The 20,730-nt window shown below is 63.2% G+C and carries 17 protein-coding genes; 12 read left to right on the forward strand and 5 right to left on the reverse strand.

Annotation, left to right across the window (positions count from 1 at the left end; translation table 11 throughout):
* The first annotated feature begins 142 nt into the window (after positions 1 to 142).
* Positions 143 to 1,183 (forward strand): Holliday junction branch migration DNA helicase RuvB, encoded by a 1,041-nt coding sequence (ruvB, locus tag N181_RS11575; RefSeq protein ID WP_060563390.1) that lies wholly within the window; start codon positions 143 to 145, stop codon positions 1,181 to 1,183.
* Positions 1,184 to 1,185: 2 nt separating this feature from the next.
* Positions 1,186 to 2,088 (forward strand): metallophosphoesterase, encoded by a 903-nt coding sequence (locus tag N181_RS11580; RefSeq protein WP_014329715.1) that lies wholly within the window; start codon positions 1,186 to 1,188, stop codon positions 2,086 to 2,088.
* A 186-nt stretch (positions 2,089 to 2,274) separates the two neighbouring features.
* On the opposite strand, the gene N181_RS11585 is transcribed toward N181_RS11580, so the two are convergent.
* The 3 genes from N181_RS11585 to N181_RS11595 are packed head-to-tail and all read right to left on the reverse strand — an operon-like array spanning position 2,275 to position 5,266.
* Positions 2,275 to 3,171 (reverse strand): NAD-dependent epimerase/dehydratase family protein, encoded by an 897-nt coding sequence (locus tag N181_RS11585; protein WP_037393647.1) that lies wholly within the window; start codon positions 3,169 to 3,171, stop codon positions 2,275 to 2,277.
* Positions 3,168 to 4,049, reverse strand: a complete 882-nt coding sequence (locus N181_RS11590; RefSeq protein WP_014329713.1) for a glycosyltransferase — start codon at positions 4,047 to 4,049, stop codon at positions 3,168 to 3,170. Before N181_RS11590 ends, N181_RS11585 begins: the two co-directional genes overlap by 4 nt.
* Complete coding sequence (locus N181_RS11595; protein ID WP_037393649.1) at positions 4,046 to 5,266, reverse strand: NAD-dependent epimerase/dehydratase family protein; 1,221 nt, start codon at positions 5,264 to 5,266, stop codon at positions 4,046 to 4,048. Before N181_RS11595 ends, N181_RS11590 begins: the two co-directional genes overlap by 4 nt.
* Positions 5,267 to 5,391: 125 nt before the next feature.
* On the opposite strand from N181_RS11595, the gene ybgC reads away from it, so the two are divergent.
* A complete protein-coding gene (ybgC, locus tag N181_RS11600; RefSeq protein WP_037393663.1) occupies positions 5,392 to 5,844 on the forward strand; it encodes a tol-pal system-associated acyl-CoA thioesterase in 453 nt (150 codons plus the stop codon).
* Positions 5,845 to 5,905: 61 nt separating this feature from the next.
* On the opposite strand, the gene ligD is transcribed toward ybgC, so the two are convergent.
* Positions 5,906 to 8,506, reverse strand: a complete 2,601-nt coding sequence (gene ligD / locus N181_RS11605; protein ID WP_037393651.1) for a DNA ligase D — start codon at positions 8,504 to 8,506, stop codon at positions 5,906 to 5,908.
* A 9-nt stretch (positions 8,507 to 8,515) separates the two neighbouring features.
* Positions 8,516 to 9,370: a non-homologous end joining protein Ku gene (gene ku / locus N181_RS11610; protein WP_037393654.1), complete on the reverse strand. Its 855-nt coding sequence runs from the start codon at positions 9,368 to 9,370 to the stop codon at positions 8,516 to 8,518.
* Between the two features lie 378 nt (positions 9,371 to 9,748).
* On the opposite strand from ku, the gene tolQ reads away from it, so the two are divergent.
* The 9 genes from tolQ (at position 9,749) to glmM (ending at position 20,583) form a co-directional block, all read left to right on the forward strand.
* Positions 9,749 to 10,471: a protein TolQ gene (gene tolQ, locus N181_RS11615; RefSeq protein WP_037393655.1), complete on the forward strand. Its 723-nt coding sequence runs from the start codon at positions 9,749 to 9,751 to the stop codon at positions 10,469 to 10,471.
* 27 nt (positions 10,472 to 10,498) lie between these two features.
* Positions 10,499 to 10,951, forward strand: coding sequence for a protein TolR (tolR, locus tag N181_RS11620; RefSeq protein WP_014329707.1), 453 nt, complete (start codon positions 10,499 to 10,501; stop codon positions 10,949 to 10,951).
* A 9-nt stretch (positions 10,952 to 10,960) separates the two neighbouring features.
* On the forward strand, positions 10,961 to 12,031 hold the full coding sequence (locus N181_RS11625; protein WP_037393657.1) for a hypothetical protein: 1,071 nt from the start codon (positions 10,961 to 10,963) through the stop codon (positions 12,029 to 12,031).
* A gap of 80 nt (positions 12,032 to 12,111) precedes the next feature.
* Positions 12,112 to 13,419, forward strand: coding sequence for a Tol-Pal system beta propeller repeat protein TolB (gene tolB / locus N181_RS11630; RefSeq protein ID WP_041409417.1), 1,308 nt, complete (start codon positions 12,112 to 12,114; stop codon positions 13,417 to 13,419).
* A 314-nt stretch (positions 13,420 to 13,733) separates the two neighbouring features.
* Entirely contained in the window at positions 13,734 to 14,264 is a 531-nt protein-coding gene (gene pal / locus N181_RS11635; RefSeq protein WP_014329704.1) for a peptidoglycan-associated lipoprotein Pal, read from the forward strand.
* Positions 14,265 to 14,455: 191 nt separating this feature from the next.
* On the forward strand, positions 14,456 to 15,478 hold the full coding sequence (gene ybgF, locus N181_RS11640) for a tol-pal system protein YbgF (RefSeq protein WP_014329703.1): 1,023 nt from the start codon (positions 14,456 to 14,458) through the stop codon (positions 15,476 to 15,478).
* 10 nt (positions 15,479 to 15,488) lie between these two features.
* Entirely contained in the window at positions 15,489 to 16,823 is a 1,335-nt protein-coding gene (gene tilS, locus N181_RS11645; protein ID WP_037393675.1) for a tRNA lysidine(34) synthetase TilS, read from the forward strand.
* 99 nt (positions 16,824 to 16,922) lie between these two features.
* On the forward strand, positions 16,923 to 18,860 hold the full coding sequence (ftsH, locus tag N181_RS11650) for an ATP-dependent zinc metalloprotease FtsH (RefSeq protein ID WP_014329701.1): 1,938 nt from the start codon (positions 16,923 to 16,925) through the stop codon (positions 18,858 to 18,860).
* A gap of 370 nt (positions 18,861 to 19,230) precedes the next feature.
* Entirely contained in the window at positions 19,231 to 20,583 is a 1,353-nt protein-coding gene (gene glmM / locus N181_RS11655) for a phosphoglucosamine mutase (RefSeq protein ID WP_037393693.1), read from the forward strand.
* Positions 20,584 to 20,730 lie beyond the last annotated feature (147 nt).

Here is a 20,730-nt window from a genome sequence, read left to right on the forward strand (position 1 = left end):
AAGCCATCCTGCAGCCACAATGGCATCGGAGTGAGAAGCACGTGAAGCGATCGCTCTGGATTGGCCGCCGTCCTCGCACTATGGTTGAGACGCGCCAAGACGTCGGGCGACTGCGCGATCTGCCCCGCAACGGAAGTTTGAAATGACTGAAGCCGCACGCCTGATTGCGCCGGAGAAGCGGGGCGAGGACCTCGACGCCACACTGCGCCCGCAGTCGCTCGACGAGTTTACCGGCCAGGCGGAGGCGCGCGCCAATCTCAAGATCTTCATCGAGGCGGCGCGCAACCGCGGCGAGGCGCTCGATCATGTGCTCTTCGTCGGACCACCCGGCCTCGGCAAGACGACGTTGGCGCAGATCATGGCCAAGGAGCTCGGCGTCAATTTTCGTTCCACCTCGGGCCCGGTCATTGTCAAGGCCGGCGATCTCGCGGCGCTGCTCACCAATCTCGAAGAGCGCGACGTGCTGTTCATCGACGAAATCCACCGGCTGAACCCGGCGGTCGAGGAAATCCTCTATCCGGCCATGGAGGATTTCCAGCTCGACCTGATCATCGGCGAGGGGCCGGCGGCGCGCTCGGTGAAGATCGACCTCGCGAAATTCACGCTGGTGGCAGCGACGACGCGCCTCGGCCTCTTGACGACGCCGCTCCGCGATCGCTTCGGCATTCCGGTGCGGCTCAATTTCTACACGGTCGAGGAACTGGAGCTGATTGTCCGCCGCGGCGCGCGGCTGATGGACCTCGGCATGACTGACGAGGGGGCGCGTGAAATCGCCCGCCGCGCCCGCGGCACGCCGCGCATCGCCGGCCGCCTGTTGCGGCGGGTGCGCGACTTCGCCGAGGTGGCGCGTGCCGAGGCGGTGACCCGGCAGATCGCCGACGAGGCACTGACCCGATTGCTGGTCGACAGTATGGGGCTCGACCAGCTCGACCGCCGCTATCTGACGATGATCGCCCACAATTTCGGTGGCGGACCGGTCGGCATCGAGACGATCGCGGCGGGGCTTTCCGAGCCGCGCGACGCGATCGAGGACATCATCGAGCCCTACCTGATCCAGCAGGGCTTCATCCAGCGCACGCCGCGCGGCCGTGTCCTGACGGCAAATGCCTGGAAACATCTGGGCCTCAATCCGCCGAAGGATGTCGAGGCGTCACAGTTCCGGCTGACGCTCGAGGACGAATAGACATGATCACCCGCCGCGGATTGTTGAAACTGATCGGCGGTGGTTTCGCCAGCGCTGTGGCACTCGGCGGCTATGCCTTTGCCTTTGAGCCGCTGGCCCGGCTGAACGTGACCCGCTACGCGCTGACGCCGCCCGGCTGGACGCCCGGGTTGAAGCTGCGCATCGTGGCACTCGCCGACATCCATGCCTGCGAACCCTGGATGTCCGCAAACCGCATCGCCTCGATCTGCCGCCAGGCCAACGATCTCGGTGGCGACATCACCGTGTTGCTCGGCGACTATGCGGCCGGCATGAACTTCGTGAGCCGCTATGTTCACTCCCGCGAATGGTCTAAGGCGCTCGCGACGCTGTCGGCGCCGCTCGGCGTACATGCCATCATGGGCAATCACGACTGGTGGGAAGACAAGACCGCACAAAGAAATGGCGGCGGAACGACGTTCGGACATAGGGCGCTTCAGGACGTCGGCATCAAAGTCTACAGCAACCAGGCGGTGCGGTTGGAGAAGGACGGTCAGGGCTTCTGGCTGGCGGGCCTCGAGGACCAGCGCGCCCTGATAGCGGGTAAGAAGTGGAAACGCAAACATCTGCAGGGGCTCGATGATCTCGACGGCACGCTTGCGCAAATCACCGACACGGCCCCTGCCATTCTGCTAGCGCATGAGCCGGACATCTTCCCGCGCGTGCCGTCGCGTATGGCGCTGACGTTGTCGGGCCATACCCATGGCGGCCAGGTGCGGTTCCTCGGCCACGCTCCGATGGTGCCGTCGAGCTATGGCGACCGATATGCCTACGGCCACATCGTCGAGGAAGAGCGCAATCTGATCGTCTCGGGAGGGCTTGGCTGCTCTGTCGCACCGATCCGCTTCGGTGTCCCGCCCGAGATTGTCGTGGTCGATCTTGGATAGACGTGATCAGATTTGCCCGAATTGCCCCTCATCCGGCTGCCGCCACCTTCTCCCCATTCTGATGGGGAGAAGGTGGCGGCGACCTATCGTTCCGCCAGTGTGACGCGAGCGAGGTGAGAAGGCTTGAGCGCCGGACTACCGGTCCCCTCGCCCAGCGTGCGGGGAGAGGGCTATCGCCGCCATGACTTATTTAGCTACCTCCGCCAGTTCCCTGATCGTCGCCGCAAGCCGTCTGCTTCCGCCGGGAATCCAACCGAGCGCGCGCAGCTTCTCGGTGGACATCTCCTTGAAATCGCCCCTCTCGACCACCGCCGGCAGAGGGTGTGGGCAGCCGGTTGCCGCCTGAAGAATGGAAAGAATCTCGCGATTGCCGGTCAGCACGTCCGAGACGTTGAAAACCTGTCCGGAAATCTTCGCCGGATCGGCTTCCAGCATGAGGCGTACGGCCGCGGCGACGTCGTCGCCATGCACTTCCGTGCCGACGCGCGGCGCGATTGGCCGACCGGCGAGGTAGTCGGCAAAAAGGCCGCTCCATTTGTGCTGCCGGCCAGGGCCGGCGGGGCCATAGACGCCGGTGACGCGCAGGCTGGCGGTGACGAATTCATGGCCGGCGACCGACTTCAAGGCGTCTTCGGCGGCGAGCTTCACCGCGCCATAGAGCGTGTCGGGCTCGGTTGGCGAGGTCTCGTCGACGACGCTCGACACGCTCTTGCCGTAGACGGCGCGGCTCGACAGGAAAAGGCAGCGACGCACGCCGGTGATGCGTGCCGCCTCAAACAGCCGGACCGACCCGTCGAGATTGGCGCGGCTAAAGCCCTCCGGGTCATCCCCTTCGCCGCCGCGGTATTTGCCCTCGACATGCTCGAAGGCGGCGTGGACGAAATAGGAGATATTGTCGAAGGCGGCGATCTGCTCGGCGTCCGTATCGAGCTGCAGCGGCACGTAGGAAACCGGCTGTGAGAAGAAACTCTCCGACGGTCGCGAGCGGCCGCCGACGGTGACCTCGTAGCCGCTTGCAAGCAGGTGCTCGACGATGAAACGGCCGACGAAGCCGGTGCCGCCGGAGACCAGGACGCGGGTCATGGCGAGGCGGGATCGGCTTGCTGGGCCGGATTGGCGAGCATAGCGACGTCGGGGATATTTTCGCCTGCCAGATAGGCATGCCAGAGATCGATCAGCGGCCGCAGCTGTTCCACCCGCGGATGGTCCTTCTCCCACGGTTTTTCATACTGATAATGCAAGACGCCGATCGACTGCCAATCCCACAGCGCCGGCAGGTTGAACCAGACATATTGCAGCATGTTCATCATCACAGGCAGGCCATGCCAGTCGGGGAAGAAAGTCTGGAGGAAGGTCTGGTCGGTGCGCGGCCAGAAGGCACCCGGTGCGTCGAGGGCCGCAAGCATGTTCTCGAAGGTCTCAAGCGACGGTTTCGCGACGAAGACACCTGAGTTCAGCCGGTGAAAATCGGCGAGGCTCTCGTAGACATTCGGTGCGGCGGAAAACTCCGGATAGAGGAAGAGCCTGTCGATATTGCGCAGCACGATCGCGTCGGCGTCGATGAAGATGCAACTCTCATATTCGACGAGCTGCCAGAGCCGGAGCTTGCAGAAATTGTCGAGCGGCGAGTGGAAGTCGGGTTTCCGGCCTTTGGTGAAGGGCGCCTTCTCGTGGACGTTGCGACGCGCATGCCGGGCATTGAATTCGTCCGAGAGCGGCAGCAGCTCGGTTCCGATCAGGCGGCAGTCGAATTCGGTGAGCGGATCGAGCGCGGCGGCATCCACCCCGCCGGTGTAGAGCACGACGATATCCGCTGGCGTCCGCGTCAGGCGGATCGACCGCAACAGGGCCTTTGCGCCGAGAGCGTAGTCGGCATTGGTGACGAGCGTGACGAAGGCCTGGTGCGCCGCCGCCGGGGATGACGGCCCCAATTCTTCCGGATTGGCGACGGCGGGGTTCATGAGACGGATTTCAGCCGCTTGCCCTCCGGATCATGGTTGATCAGGGAGGCGATGTCCTTCGTCCAGGCGGAGACGGCCGGCACCCGCGAGCGGTCGACCCGATAGGCGAATTTCTTCGCCACGTCGACGATCTCCGAAAGCAGCCCGTCTTCGAGCCGGATCGGATCGAGTCCGAGCGCCAAAAACTTCTCGTTATGCACGACGAGATCGTTCTCGGCCGCTTCCTTGCGCGGGTTCGGCAACCAGGCGATCTTCGAGCCGGTCATCCGCGCGATCATCTCGGCTAGGTCGCGGATGCGGTGCGTCTCGGTCATCTGGTTGAAGATCTCGACGCGGCTGCCGCGCGCCGGCGGGTTGTTGAGCGCGAGCTCGATGCAGCGCACCGAATCCTGGATGTGAATGAAGGCGCGGGTCTGGCCACCGCTGCCGTGGACCGTCAGCGGATAGCCGATCGCCGCCTGGATCAGGAAGCGGTTGAGCACCGTGCCGTAGTCGCCATCGTAGTCGAAGCGGTTGATGAGCTGCGGATGCCGCCGCGTCTGTCCCGTATGGGTGCCCCAGACGATGCCCTGGTGCAGGTCGGTGATCCGAAGCCCGTCATTCTTCGCGTAGAACTGGAAGAGCAACTGATCGAGGCACTTGGTCATGTGGTAGATCGAGCCCGGATTGGACGGGTAGAGGATCTCTTGGCTGACCGTCTCGCCGTCCATCGTCTCGACGCCCACCGGCAGATATCCCTCGGGAATCGCCGCGCCGATCGTCGAATAGCCGTAGACGCCCATTGTGCCGAGATGCACGAGATGGGCGTCGAGGTCGAGTTCGACCAGCGCGTTCAGCAGATTATGCGTGGCGTTGACGTTGTTGTTGACGGTGTAGTTCTTGTGCCGGTCGCTCTTCATGGAGTAGGGCGCGGCACGCTGCTCGGCGAAATGCACGATGGCGTCGGGGCGATGTTCGGCAAGCCACTTCTTCAGCAGCTCGTAGTCGCGGGCGAGGTCGATCAGGTTGAAATGGATGCGCCGGCCTGTCTCGGCGTGCCAGATGCGGGTGCGCTCCTGAATGGAATCCATCGGCGTCAAGGATTGCACGCCGAGCTCGGTGTCGATCCAGCGGCGGGACAGATTGTCGAGAATATGGATGTCATGGCCCGCATCGGACAGATGCAACGCGGTGGGCCAGCCGACAAAACCATCACCGCCGAGGATTGCAATCTTCATGCACGATTCTCCTGATCGCGAAGGGACAGGGTGACCTGATAGGATAGGATTGTGACAAAGCTGCAATGCTTGCAAATGTCTTTTGGTTCCTGCACAGAAAAAGCAAAATCCTCCCGGAGAATGCCATGTCACTGATTTCGCTTGCCGGCGAGCTGACCGAGACCGGCCACCGTTTGATCCAGCGGGTCTATTACGAAGACACCGATTTTTCCGGCGTCGTCTACCACGCGCGCTACCTGCATTTCATGGAGCGTGCCCGAACCGACTATCTGCGGTTGCTCGGCGTGGAGCAGGCGTCGCTCGCCATCGAGAGCGATGCGGAAGGCCTTGTCTTCGTCGTTCACCGCATGGAGATCGACTTCAAATCGCCGGCGCGCATGGACGACATCCTGACGATCGAGACGACCACGGAGAAGGCCGGCGGTGCCAAGATGGTGCTGCAGCAGGAGATCCGCCGCGCCGGGGCGTTGCTGATCGCGGCCAAGGTGATCATCGCGGTGATCAACGGACAGGGCCGCCCGCGCCGATTGCCGGAAGCGCTGGCGACGAAGTTCCTGGCAGCGCAGCGAGCAGCGTAAAGGCAATTATTTCCATGCATGTCGTTGCCCCAAAACCGCGCACACTTTTGGGCGACATGCGTTACTTCGCGACCGAATCCATCATCTTCTTCGTGAGTGACTGCTTCACCTTGCCGATGTCGCGCCACGGGTCGGTGTCCGCTTCGATGCGCTCGAGAATATCGCCGATGTGGAAGGTGTTGGCCGCGCTCAGCCGTTCGAGCTCATCCCAACCGACCGGCGTGGCGATCGGCCCGCCTTCGCGGGCACGGCTGGAATAGGGGGCGATCGCCGTGGCGCCGCGCTCGTTTCTCAGCCAGTCGATGAAGATTCGCCCCTTCCGCTTCGCCTTTGACATGGTGGCAACGAATTGATCCGGATCGCGATCGGCGATGTTCTGCGCCACGGCCTTGGCGAAACTCTTTGCGTCGTCCCAACTGGCCCGCCGGACAAGCGGCACGACGACGTGAACGCCTTTGCCGCCGGTCACCAGCGCAAAGGACTGCAGGCCGATGTCCGCCAGTTCGGTGCGCAAGGCGACAGCGGCGTTCTTCACGGTCGTGAAGTCGACGCTCGGATCGGGGTCGAAGTCGAAGACCAACCGGTCAGGCGTTTCCAGCTTGTCGATCGTCGCGCCCCAGATATGGAACTCGAGCGTGCCCATCTGCACGGCGGCGACCAGGCCCTTGGCGTCGTGCACATACATGTAATTCTCGGTCTCGCCTGAGGACTCGGTGATCGGCACTTCGCGGATCGCCTCCGGGAAGCCGTCGTTTGTGTGTTTCTGGAAAAAACAGTGCCGCTGCCCGCCCTGGGGGCAGCGCACCAGCGAAACGGGATGGTCGGCGGCAAAGGGCAGCATCCTGTCGGCGACAACGGCGTAGTAGCGGGCAAGATCGATCTTGGTGATGCCCTGACCTTCGAAGAGGATTCGGTCGGGATGCGAGATGTGGATGCCGAGGACATCGGTATCGCCCTTGGTAGGCGACGCCTTGTTCGTCTTGGCGGACGGTTTGCTCTTCGCGGCCCCCGGCGCGGCGTCTGTCGGCTTTGCTGTTTCCAGTTTCACGGCCTTGGCCTCCTTGTCCTCGCGCATTCCCTCGAATGAGCCGTGGCGGACATGTCCGTCGGCGGTAAATTCGGCGAAATCCACCTCGGCTACCAGATCTGGCTTCAGCCAGACCGCATTTCGCATTCTTTCCCGTGGCACGCTGTCGAAGGGCGGCGTCTCGCGTCTGCGCCTTGCAAAGGCGGCAGCAAGTTCCTGCATGACCTTTTCGCCGAAGCCGGTACCGACGCCGCCGCGATAGACCAATTTTCCCTCCTCGAAAGTGCCGACGAGGATCGAGGCGAATGGCCGCCCTTTCTTCGATGACGGCGTATAGCCGCCGATGACGAATTCCTGACGCTTGGTGCATTTGACCTTGAGCCAGCTTCGGGTGCGACCGCTGCGATAGGGCGCCTTCGCCTCCTTGGCGATGATACCCTCCTGGCCCGCCTTGCATATCGCGGCAAGCACATGCTCGCCATTGCCCTCAACGTGCTCGCTGTACTGAACGGTCGCGGCGGTGGTGCCGAGCGAGTCGAGCAGAACTTTCAGCTTTTCCTTCCGCTCGATGAGCGGCTCGCGGCTGAGGTCCTTGCCGTCGAGTTCGATGAGGTCGAAGGCGTAGAGCCTCGTGCTGGCGCCGGTTCTGAGGGCCTTCTGCAGCGCCGAAAAGCTTGAGCCCGCGTCCGACAGCGCCACCACCTCGCCGTCGATCAGGGCGGATTTGCAATCGAGCTCGGCAAGGGCGGCCGCAATCGCCGGGAACTTCTCGGTCCAGTCGAGGCCATTGCGGGTGTAGCAGCGGACAGTGCCGCCACCGATGGCACATATCAGGCGGTAACCGTCGAACTTGGCTTCGTTCAGCCACGTCTCGCCGGCGGGTGCTTTCGTTACCAGCGTTGCGAGCTGCGGGGCCTTGAAGGCGGGCAGCTTGCCGGAAGGTCTGCGTGCCGACCGCCTGCGAGCGTTATCGTTCTCGGCAATTGCGCCGGCCTTGAGGTTGGCCGCCGTGCTCTTGTTGGAATGCCAGACGCGCGCCCGTTTTTCACCCTTGCCGCCGGCGATCTCGTCCATCGTGCGGCCCGTCACTACGCTGGTGATGTTCTCCTTGATCAGGTTCTCGCCGTCCTCGGAGGCGATCTCGTCCGTCTCCTTGACGAGCAGCCAGTTTTCGCGCTTCTCGCCGTCGCGCGGCCGCATGCGCACCAGCGCCCAGCCCCCCTTCATTCGGCTGCCATGCAGCTTGAACGAAAGCTTGCCCTTCTTCAGACCTTTCGATGGGTCACCTTCCGGCTCCCACCAGCCGGTATCCCAGAGCATCACCGTGCCGCCGCCATACTCTCCTTCCGGTATCGTTCCCTCGAAGTCGCCATAGGCGAGGGGGTGATCCTCGGTGCGGATGGCGAGGCGCTTGTCCTCCGGGTTGAGGCTTGGACCGCGGGTGACGGCCCAGCTCTTCAGGACGCCCTCCCATTCGAGGCGGAAATCGTAGTGCAGCCGGGTCGCGTCGTGCTTCTGGACGAGAAAACGCTTCCTGCCGGCATGCGTTCGAGCGACTGCGCCCTTCGGTTCGCGTGTCTTGGTAAAATCACGGCGTCGATTGTATTCCGAGAGCGGTTCACTGCGCGCGGCCATCGATCGTCCTCAAGCCGATTTCCGCCGGGCGCGGCGCGAAGACGACTGCGCCTTTGCCGGCTTCTTCTTGGGTTCGTTGCTTTCGAGGCTCTTCTTCAGGGCGGCCATGAGGTCCACGACATTGTCGCCGCGACGCTCAGGACGCTCGCCTTCCTCGACCTCGATACGCGCCGACTTACCCTTCATCTTGCGTTTGACAAGCTCCCGAAGCGCCGTCGCGTAATTGTCCTTGAAGGCCTTGGCGTCGAAGGGAGCGGTCTTGCGCTCGATCAGCGCTGCGGCGACTTCCAGCAGTTCCTTGTCGGCTTTCTTGCCGGATATGTCCGAGAACATCGGGTCGGCCTTCCGCAGCTCGTCGGCATAGCGCAGCGTCTCGAGGAGCAGGCCGTCGCCGCAGGGTTTCACCGCGACGAGATATTCCCGGCCGCGCAGCGTCAGTTGCCCGAGCCCGATCTTGTTCGCCGTCTTCAATGCATCACGGACGACGCGGTAGGCATCCTCGGCCAGATCGTCCGCCGGAACGAGGTAGTGGGGTTTGTCGAAATAGAGCGGCGGAATCTCGCCGACATCGACGAACTGAACCAGTTCCAGCGTCTTCTTGGTCTCGAGCTTGATCGCGTCGACCTCCTCCGGGTCGAGCAGGACGTATCTGTCGTCTTCGTATTCAAAACCCTTGACGATTTCGTCGACGTCGACCGGTCCGACGCCTTCGACGACTTTCTCGTAGTGGATGGGCTTGCCGGAGGGCTTGTGGATTTGCCGAAACGAAATGCTCGCGCCGGAGCGGGTCGCGCTGAACAGCTCGACCGCGATCGACACCAGCGACAGGCGAAGCTGCCCTTTCCAAAGTGCGCGCGCCGCCATCGCTATGTCCCTCTCAGCCGGCGCCGCGTCGCTGCGGCCGAACCACGGTGACCGTTTCGCCTCGGTTGTATTCTCGCTTGAGCGCCCATTGACCGGAAACGTGCGAGCTTTGGCGAAGTTCCGCGCCGCAGCCGCCGGCCAAGCCGCTCCGGTAACACTCCCTTAACGATAATAGTGTCTTTATCTGTGTATCAGGATTTGTGCAGTGCACGTCATCCTTTGACCAAAATTGACGGCAAGAAGGCAGGCTGAAGCGAGTAGATCGCAATTGCCGCGAACGGCGGCGATGCCGGGGCATTTTGCAGCAGGACGTTTGGGCGACCCGGTCATGAGCACGCGTTGCTCCTGCCGGGTGTTTGGATTCGGGGACTGAGATCGATGGAACAGGTTGGATTGGCCGCGGCGAGCGATGTGACTCTCTGGTCGCTGTTCATGCAAGCGGGCTTGGTGGTCAAGCTGGTCATGCTGGGGCTGATTGCAGCTTCGGTCTGGACCTGGGCGATCGTCGTCGACAAGTCGCTCAATTACGGACGCGTGCGCCGGCAGCTCGACAATTTCGAGCAGGTCTTCTGGTCCGGCCAGTCGCTCGAGGAGCTCTACCGCACCCTCTCCGATCGGCAGACGACCGGCATGGGCGCGATCTTCGTCTCGGCGATGCGCGAGTGGAAGAAGAGCTTCGAACGCGGCGCCCGATCGCCAATCGGCCTGCAGATGCGCATCGACCGCGCCATGGATGTGACGCTCGCCCGCGAATCCGAATCGCTCGAGGCGCGGCTCGGCTCGCTGGCGACGATCGGTTCGTCGGCTCCCTTCATCGGCCTCTTCGGCACCGTCGTCGGTATCATGACCTCGTTCCAGGCGATCGCCGGCTCGAAATCGACCAACCTCGCCGTTGTTGCGCCCGGTATCGCGGAGGCGCTGCTGGCGACCGCCATCGGCCTGCTCGCCGCTATCCCCGCCGTCATCGCCTACAACAAGTTCACCGCCGATGCCGGCAAGCTCAGCGCCCGCATGGAAGCTTTCGCCGACGAGTTCTCCGCCATCCTGTCGCGGCAGATCGACGAGAAGCTGCAGCCTTCTTCGCGCCAGGCCGCGCAATAACGACCTTCGAGCACGGAGACGACGCTGATGGGTATGGCAGTAGGCGGAGCCAAGGGATCGGGCGGCGGACGCCGCCGGCGCAGGGGCAAGGGCGGCACGATCAGCGAAATCAACGTCACGCCACTGGTCGACGTCATGCTGGTGCTCTTGATCATCTTCATGGTGGCGGCACCGATGATGACGGTGGGCGTGCCGATCGACCTGCCGGAAACGCAGGCGAAGGCGATGAACGCCGACACCCAGCCGATCACCGTCTCGGTCAATCCGGCCGGTGAAATCTTCCTCCAGGAGACCCCGATCGGCATCGACGAGGTCGTTCCGAAGCTCGAGGCGATCGCCACGACGGGCTACAACGAGCGCATCTATGTGCGCGGCGATACCAATGCCGACTACGGCACGGTGATGAAGGTCATGGCGCGCGTCTCGGCGGCCGGCTTCAAGAATCTCGGGCTGGTAACGCTTCAAGAACAGGAAAAGTGATCCCCGGACATGAAGGGCGGTCTTGCTACATCTGCTGTCCTCCACGCCCTGGTTCTGACCTGGGCGCTGGTGTCGCTTGGCAGCCCGGCCGAATTTCAGGTCGCGGACGTCGAGGCGCTGCCGGTCGACATCGTGCCGATCACGGATATGACCCAGATCCAGCAGGGCGACAAGAAGGCGCCGGCCAAGGAAAAGGCCTCACCGGTCCCCACCAAGAAGCCGACGCCGGTCGAGAACGCCGAGAACATCGGCGACAACGATGTGGACCTGAAAACGCCGCCGAAGCCGGAGAGCAAGCCTGTCGAGAACGAGTCGGCCGCAGCACCGGAGAAAACCGAGAAGGCGCCGCCGACCCCCGATCCGGTGAAGGAGGAAATCGAGAAGGTCGAGGAGACCAAGCCTGCCTCGGAACCCGCAACCGAAGTTGCAGCACTCCCGGAACCGAAGCAGGAAGTGAAGCCCGAGCCGACGCCAGAACCGGCGCCAGCCGAGGAACAGCCGGCCGAGAACCCCGAGGCCGAGGCGTTGCCCGACAAGGTCCCGACCCCGCAGGTGAAGCCGAAGGTCGAAAAGCCGGCGCAGACGGCGAAGACCCCGGAGCGCAAGAAGGAAGAGACCAAGAAGGAGCAGAAGAAGGCGTCCTCACAGAAGGAGAGCGACTTCAACGCCGACGAGATCGCGGCGCTGCTCAACAAGCAGGAGTCTTCCGGCGGCGGCGCCAAGCGATCGACCGAGGAAGCGGCCCTCGGCGGCAAGAAGACGACCAGCGGCAACACGCTTTCGCAGAGCGAAATGGACGCGCTGCGCGGTCAGATCCAGAACAACTGGTCGATCATCCCCGGCATGGCCGATGCGGCGGACGTGCGCATCAAGGTGACCTTCCAGCTCGATCAGAACGGAGAGTTGATCGGCGAACCGGAAGTCGAAGCGACCGGCGGCTCGGACGCGGCACGCCGGGCGCTTGCCAGCGGTGCGCGACGCGCCGTTCTTAAATCGGCTCCTTTCACGGCACTGCCCAAAGACAAGTACGATTCGTGGAGTGAGGTGGTCGTCAACTTCGACCCAAGCTCAATGCTCTAGACAGGCTGGGGCGTCATGTGGCGGAAAACCGCGCACAGTTTCCTCGCCCCGCCCAGAAAGATGAAAGGCTGAAAGGCTTTATGGAAATGCTGAGACGCAATTTTTTCCGTCTTTTCACGCTGATGTTCGCAGGCGTGCTTTTCGCTGCGCCGGCCAACGCAGTTGTGGAGATCAATATCAACAAGGGCAACGTCGAGCCGCTGCCGATCGCGGTGACCGACTTCCTCCAAGGCGAGCTCGGCCAGAAGATCTCCGACGTCGTCGCCGCGGATCTCAAGCGCTCCGGGCTTTTCGCGCCGATCGACAAGGGCGCCTTCATCGAGAAGATCGCCAACCCCGATGCCGCCCCGCGCTTCGAGGACTGGAAGGTCATCAACGCGCAGGCGCTCGTCACCGGCCGCGTCACCCAGGAGGGCGACGGCAGGCTGAAGGCCGAGTTCCGACTGTGGGACACCTTCGCCGGGCAGCAGATGCTCGGCCAGCAGTTCTACACCCAGCCGGAAAACTGGCGTCGCGTCGCCCATATTATCGCCGACGCGATCTATGAGCGAATCACCGGCGAAAAGGGCTACTTCGATACCCGCATCGTTTATGTCGCCGAAAGCGGCCCGAAGAATGCCCGCAAGCGCCAGCTCGCGATCATGGACCAGGACGGCTTCAACGCCCGCGCGCTCACCAATTCGAACGACATCGTTCTGACGCCGCGCTTCTCGCCGAACCGTCAGGAAATCACCTACATGTCCTTCGAGAACCAGCAGCCGCGCGTCTATCTGCTGCAGCTCGAAACCGGACAGCGCGAAGTGGTCGGCAATTTCCCGGGCATGACCTTTGCGCCGCGCTTTTCGCCGGACGGTCAGCGGGTGATCATGAGCCTGCAGCAGGAAGGCAATGCCAACATCTATACGATGGACCTGCGCTCGCGCACCACGACACGGCTGACCAACACCAATGCGATCGACACGTCTCCCTCCTATTCGCCGGACGGCGGCCGGATCGTCTTCGAGAGCGACCGCGGCGGCAAGCAGCAGCTCTATGTCATGGGCGCCGACGGTTCCGGCCAGACGCGCATCTCCTTCGGCGACGGTTCCTACTCGACGCCGGTCTGGTCTCCGCGCGGCGATCTCATCGCCTTCACCAAGCAGTCGGGCGGCAAGTTCTCGATCGGCGTGATGAAGCCGGACGGCTCCGGCGAGCGCATCCTCACCACCGGCTTCCACAACGAGGGTCCGACCTGGGCGCCGAACGGCCGCGTCCTGATGTTCTTCCGCCAGAACGCCGGCGCCGGCGGGCCGCAGCTCTACTCCATCGATCTGACGGGCTACAACGAACAGCAGATCCAGACCCAGGGCTTCGCTTCGGACCCTGCCTGGTCGCCGCTGATGGAATAGGGCGGAATGAGGAAAAGTGCGGGCGGTTTTCCGCCCGCATGCCGCGCCTGAAGCCCCGTCGCATTCAAACTTTCACGCGACGCCACTACCCCAAACCGCTGCGCACTTTTGGGCGACATGCATTGGACCTGTTGTCCACAGGTGCGGCGGCAATTGTGGCCGAAGTGCCGCTTTCTCGCCGCAAAGTGCTGGTGTAGCAGGCCCTCCGCCGCAGATTGTCGATTTGTTAACCATACCTGTTGAAAAGCAATTAACCGCTTCCGGTTACAGTCTGGCAACCGTGAATTCAGCCACTTCTCAAGGAGACCCGGCCCATGAGCCGAATTGACACCCCGGCAGCAAGCCGCATGCAGACCATTGCCCGCAATCCCGTCATGCTCGCCCTCGTCATGACCCTTGCCGTCGCCGGCTGCGCTTCCAAGAAGAACCTGCCGAATGACGCCGCCGGCCTCGGCCTCGGTGCTGGCGCCGCGACGCCGGGCTCGCAGCAGGACTTCACCGTCAATGTCGGCGACCGCATCTTCTTCGATACCGACTCGAGCTCGATCCGCGCCGATGCGCAGGCGACGCTCGCCCGTCAGGCCCAGTGGCTGGCGAAGTATCCGAACTATGCCATCACCGTCGAAGGCCATGCCGACGAGCGCGGTACCCGCGAATACAACCTGGCGCTCGGCGCCCGCCGTGCCGCTGCGACGCGCGAGTATCTCGCAGGCCAAGGCGTTCCGGCGAACCGCATGCGGACGATCTCCTACGGCAAGGAAAAGCCGGTCGCGGTCTGCGACGACATTTCCTGCTGGTCGCAGAACCGCCGCGCCGTCACCGTTCTCGGCGGTGCTGGAAGCTGATAGCCGGCGATTTGAGATGATTTTGGAGGGGCGGCCGCAGGCCGCCCTTTCTTTTTTACCACACTTTGGCCGAACTCCGTTGCTTTTTCACGGCAGTTGGAAAACTGTGCGGCACTCGCCCTATGGAATCGTCGCATGTACAGCGGAGCGCGGTCCGGGGCGGGAACAATCTATCGAACAGGACAAATGTGATGAAGAAATTTGTCGTGGCAGGCCTGATTGGTCTTGCGGCCCTTGCGGGCCTCGGCCAAACGGCGAATGCCATGCCGCTCTCGGGGCTGCTGACCCGCATGACCCAAGGCGATGCCGCCAGCAAGAGCGATCTGCCGGTGGTGAAGGTGCAATCGGCCGACGTCGGCAGGATTGGCCAACTCGAGGAACAGATCCGCTCTCTCAACGGGCGTATCGAAGAAATGAGCTTCCAGCTCCTGCAGATGCAGGAGCAGATCCGGAAGTTCCAGGAGGACAACGAGTTCCGCTTCCAGGATCTGGAAAGCGGCAAATCCTCCTCCAAGAAAAGCGGCGCACTTGAAACGCCGAAGTCCAGCGATCAGGCGTCCGTCACCCCCGAGGTGACGGATAGCCCGACGACTGCTCCGGCGGACAGCACGAACATGGCCGGTGCCGATCCGAATGCGGCAGGCGCAGCACCGCCGCCAAGCACGCTCGGCCAGATCATTTTCGACGAAAGCGGCAATCCTGTATCGGCGACCACGGGCACTGAGCCCGGCGCCAACGCCACGCTGCCCGGCGTGGATACGGGGATCGCCGATCAAGGCAATGGCGGCCTCAACGCCAATCCCGGCAGCGAGCAGCAGACCGCTGCCCTCGGCAATCCCGGCGATCTTTATCAATCGGCCTACGGCCATGTTCTGTCCGGCGACTACGGCATGGCCGAGCAGGAGTTCCGCGACTATCTCGACGTCTTCCCGGAGGGAGAAAAGGCGGCCGACGCCAGCTTCTGGATGGGCGAAGCGCAATACTCCCAGGGTAAATACAGCGACGCCGCCAAGACCTTCCTGAATGCGCATCAGGCCTACGGCAAGTCGCCCAAGGCGCCGGAAATGCTCCTCAAGCTCGGCATGTCGCTCGGGGCGCTCGACAACAAGGAAACCGCCTGCGCCACCTTGCGCGAGGTGAACAAGCGTTATCCCAAGGCATCGGCCGCGGTTCGGGCGAAGGTGACGAGCGAGCAGAGCCGCTTTGGCTGCTGAGGCCGACCCAATGCCAGAGGCCGTCATCGTTGCGGCAAGACGTTTTCTCAAATCCTTTACCAGACCAGGCCGGGTTCTCGTCGCCATCTCTGGTGGCAGCGATTCCAAGGGGCTTCTCGTCGCGCTTCACGCAGCGCTCGGGACAGCGGAATTCGACGGGTTCTCGCTCGTCGCCTGCACGGTCGATCACGCCCTGAGACCCGAATCCGCCGACGAGGCCGCGGCCGTCGGAGCATTCTGCGCCGAACTCGGCATTCCCCACCATATCTGCCGTTGGCCGGGCGACAAGCCGCGCGCCGGCATTCAGGCGGCGGCGCGCCTCAGGCGTTACGACATGCTGGCCGAAGCGGCGGCCGTCTTCCGGGCCGACTGCATCGCCACCGGGCACACGCTCGATGACCAGAACGAGACGATCGCCATGCGCGGCGCGCGCGACCAGGGACAGGGGCAAGGCAGCGCAGGGATGGCGGCAGCCATGCTCTACGGACGCCGCATCTGGGTCCTGCGACCATTCCTCGAGCTGCGACGGGCCGATATTCGCGCCTTCCTGGGCGTCTGCGGCATTGGTTGGTTCGATGATCCGAGCAATGAAAATCCGCTGTTCGAGCGGGCCCGGGTGCGCGCCAGCCTCGCGGCTTCGGGCGCACCGGCCCCTCGGCGGGGTGGACAACTGCGTATTGCCTCTTCGGCAAGAGCCGCTGTCCTGTTAGGCGAGCATCTGCGGGTTCACGAGGGTCTCGTCGCCGAGGTCGCAGCGACGCAAGCCGGACGGCTGGACGACCCCGATTGGCGCCGCGCCCTGATGATTGTCGGCGCGGTCATCGGTGGCCGTGAACATCTGCCGGGGCGCGCGACGATCGAGCGTCTGTCTGGCTTCCTGCAATCTGGCCAGGCCGGGCGCATGACGGCGGGGCGGGTGGTCTTCGACCGGCGCCGCGGCGGTCTCTATCTCTATCGGGAGCCACGCAACCTGCCGGTTTTAAGAATTGGCGCAAACGAGAGCGGCGTCTGGGATGGGCGTTTCAATATCACGAGCGCCGGCGCGGCTCTGACGATCTGCGCGGAGGCTGAGGGCGGGGCATGGAGGCAGAGGCTTATTGCCGCAGGTCTGCCCGAGGGGGTTGCCAAGCGGGCGTCGCTGGTGGCACCCCACATCGCGCCAGCGGACGTCGGCAGCCTCGGCTCAATGGCCGCAGAGGCCGAGGTCGAATGCCGGATCGGCCCATACGACACCTTTTTGCCGGGTTTCGACAGGATCATGGCGGATACGATCGCGCTGTTGTTCGGGCGCGATCGATACCCCGCGCCGCCGGTTGATGATGGTTTGACAGAAATGGCAGGGTAACCGGCGGTTTTCCTTGGCAAGGCACTGCCGGAACCCTATGTTAAGGACCATACAGCGGCCCGGCGAATGCTCGGGCTGTCACAGGTTCCGGGGAGTTCGATGAACCCTAATTTTCGAAATTTTGCCCTCTGGGCAATCATAGCGCTTCTTCTGATCGCGCTGTTCAGCATGTTCCAGCAGCCGACCGAGCGCACGGGCTCGCGTGAAATTCCCTTCTCGCAGTTCCTGAAGGACGTCGACGCCAGCCGCGTCAAGGAAGTGGTGATCACGGGCTCCAAGGTGATCGGCAGCTACACCGAGAGCGGTGCGACGTTCCAGACCTATGCTCCCACTGTCGACACGGCCTTGACCGAGCGGCTCGAGGCGAAGGACGTAACGGTGACGGTGCGTCCGGAAACCGACGGATCTTCCGGCTTCCTGAGCTACATCGGCACCCTATTGCCGATGCTTCTGATCCTCGGCGTCTGGTTGTTCTTCATGCGCCAGATGCAGGGCGGCTCGCGTGGCGCGATGGGCTTCGGTAAGTCCAAGGCCAAGCTTCTGACAGAGGCGCATGGACGCGTGACCTTTGACGACGTCGCCGGCGTCGACGAGGCCAAGCAGGACCTCGAGGAAATCGTCGAATTCCTGCGCGATCCGCAGAAGTTCCAGCGGCTCGGCGGCCGCATCCCGCGCGGCGTACTGCTGGTCGGCCCGCCCGGCACCGGTAAGACGCTGCTTGCCCGCTCGGTTGCGGGTGAAGCGAACGTGCCCTTCTTCACCATCTCGGGCTCCGACTTCGTCGAAATGTTCGTCGGTGTCGGTGCCTCGCGCGTCCGCGACATGTTCGAGCAGGCCAAGAAGAATGCCCCCTGCATCATCTTCATCGACGAAATCGACGCGGTCGGCCGTCATCGCGGCGCCGGCCTCGGCGGCGGCAATGACGAGCGCGAGCAGACGCTGAACCAGTTGCTCGTCGAGATGGACGGCTTCGAGGCGAATGAAGGAATCATCCTGATCGCCGCGACGAACCGCCCCGACGTCTTGGATCCTGCGCTCCTGCGTCCGGGCCGCTTCGACCGCCAAGTCGTCGTGCCGAACCCGGACATCAACGGCCGCGAACGCATCCTCAAGGTGCACGTCCGCAACGTGCCGCTGGCGCCGAATGTCGATCTCAAGATTCTGGCGCGCGGTACGCCGGGCTTCTCGGGCGCCGATCTGATGAACCTTGTCAACGAGGCGGCGCTGATGGCGGCGCGTCGCAACAAGCGCCTCGTCACGATGCAGGAGTTCGAGGACGCCAAGGACAAGATCATGATGGGCGCGGAGCGTCGCTCCTCCGCCATGACCGAGGCCGAGAAGAAGTTGACCGCCTATCATGAAGCCGGTCACGCGATCGTGGCGCTCAACGTTCCTTCGGCCGATCCGCTGCACAAGGCGACCATCATTCCGCGCGGTCGCGCGCTCGGCATGGTGATGCAATTGCCGGAAGGCGACCGCTACTCGATGAGCTACAAGTGGATGATCTCGCGCCTTGGGATCATGATGGGCGGGCGTGTCGCCGAGGAATTGACCTTCGGCAAGGAGAACATCACCTCCGGCGCTTCGTCCGATATCGAGCAGGCGACGAAGCTGGCGCGGGCGATGGTGACGCAATGGGGCTTTTCCGATCAGCTCGGCCAGGTCGCCTATGGCGAGAACCAGCAGGAGGTCTTCCTCGGTCACTCCGTCGCGCAGCAGAAGAATGTCTCCGAAGCGACCGCGCAGAAGATCGACAACGAGATCCGTCGCCTGATCGACGACGCTTATGAAGCGGCACGCAGCATCCTGACGGAAAAGCATCACGAGTTTGTGGCGCTCGCCGAAGGGCTCTTGGAATACGAGACGCTGACCGGCGACGAGATCAAGGCGCTGATCCGCGGCGAAAAGCCCGCCCGCGACCTCGGCGACGACACGCCGCCGCATCGCGGCTCGGCCGTGCCATCGGCCGGCACGAAGAAGGAAGTCGGCAACAAGGGTGAGGAACCCGAAGGCGGCTTCGAGCCGCAGCCGCAATAGCTGCAGCCGGTCGCAACAGGCTATGAATACCAAGCCGCCGCTTCCGAAAGGAGCGGCGGTTTTTTGCGGCGTGAGGTCATCGCCATGCACAGCGCGGTTGGTAACGCGCTGTAATGATTTCTGATGATAGTGTTGCTGACGTTTGTTGTGCATTTGTGCCAAAGATGGCGCAAAGCCGCCCCATTTACCGTTTTGACCGGAAGGGGCTTACTATAGATGGAGCGAGGGGCGGCAGCGCGATGGCGTTGCCAATCCCGCCTTGGATAAGGCCTGCAGGCGAGGTCCCGGGGACATGAAAACCAGTCGTGGCACACGCAACCAGACGCGGCCGGCAAAAGAGATCCTGCCGAAGCAGGACGATGGAGTTCTTATGAAGCGCAAGTATTTTGGCACCGACGGCATTCGCGGCCAATCCAATATTTTTCCGATGACCGCGGATCTCGCCATGCGGGTCGGTGTCGCGGTCGGAACCATTTTCCGCAACGGCGCGCATCGTCACCGCGTGGTGATCGGCAAGGACACGCGGCTTTCGGGCTATATGCTCGAAAACGCCATGGTTGCCGGATTCACGGCGGCCGGTCTCGATGTCTTCCTGCTTGGACCCATCCCGACGCCCGGCGTCGCCATGCTGACGCGGTCGCTCCGCGCCGACATAGGCGTGATGATCTCCGCCTCTCACAATCCGTTCCGCGACAACGGCATCAAGCTGTTCGGACCGGATGGCTACAAGCTCTCCGACGACATCGAGCAGAAGATCGAGGAACTCATCGATCAGGACATGTCGGGGCAGCTTGCCAAGCCGGAGGACATCGGTCGTGCCAAGCGCGTCGACGGCGACATCTACCGCTATATCGAGCAGGCGAAGCGCACGCTGCCGCGCGACGTCACCCTGAAGGGCCTCAGAATCGCCATCGATTGCGCGAACGGTGCCGCCTACAAGGTCGCTCCCCTGGCCCTTTGGGAACTTGGTGCCGAAGTGGTGTCGATCGGCACCGAGCCGAACGGCGTCAACATCAACCTCGAATGCGGATCGACGCATCCGGAAGCGCTGCAGAAAAAGGTTCACGAGGTGAGGGCGGATATCGGCATTGCGCTCGACGGCGACGCCGACCGGGTGCTGATCGTCGACGAAATGGGTACGGTTATCGACGGCGACCAGTTGATGGCGGTGATCGCCGATAGCTGGGCGGCCGACGGTATGCTGCAGGGCGGCGGTATCGCCGCGACCGTGATGTCGAATCTCGGCCTCGAACGCTATCTGCAGGCGCGCCGGCTGAAGCTCCACCGTACCAAGGTCGGCGACCGCTATGTCGTCGAGCAGATGCGGCAGGACGGCCTGAATGTCGGCGGCGAGCAGTCGGGACACATCGTCCTCTCCGATTTCGGCACGACGGGCGATGGCCTTGTTGCGGCGCTGCAGATCCTCGCAGTCGTCAAGCGGCAGGGTCGGGCTGTGAGCGAGGTTTGCCAGCGCTTCGAGCCGGTGCCGCAGGTCTTGAAGAATGTCCGCGTTTCGGCCGGCAAGCCGCTCGAGCACGAGGCGGTGCGCCAGGCAATCGCCGACGCCGAAGCGGAACTTGCCAAGGGCGGCCGGCTTTTGATCCGTCCTTCCGGTACCGAGCCGCTGATCCGCGTGATGGCCGAAGGTGACGACCGCAGCAAGGTCGAACGCATCGTAGACGAACTGGTTACGGTGATCGGCAGCGTACGCAACGCCGCCTAATGCATGTCGCCCAAAAGTGCGTAGCGGTTTTGGGATAACGACATGCATAAAAACAAGAACCTATAGCGCGCCGCGTGAATACATTGAATGTGACGCGCTTTAGTCGGCCCTGAACAACGGCTAAATCATTGATCTTCTGGCGGTCGG

The organism is Sinorhizobium fredii USDA 205, assembly GCF_001461695.1.
Lineage (GTDB): Bacteria > Pseudomonadota > Alphaproteobacteria > Rhizobiales > Rhizobiaceae > Sinorhizobium > Sinorhizobium fredii.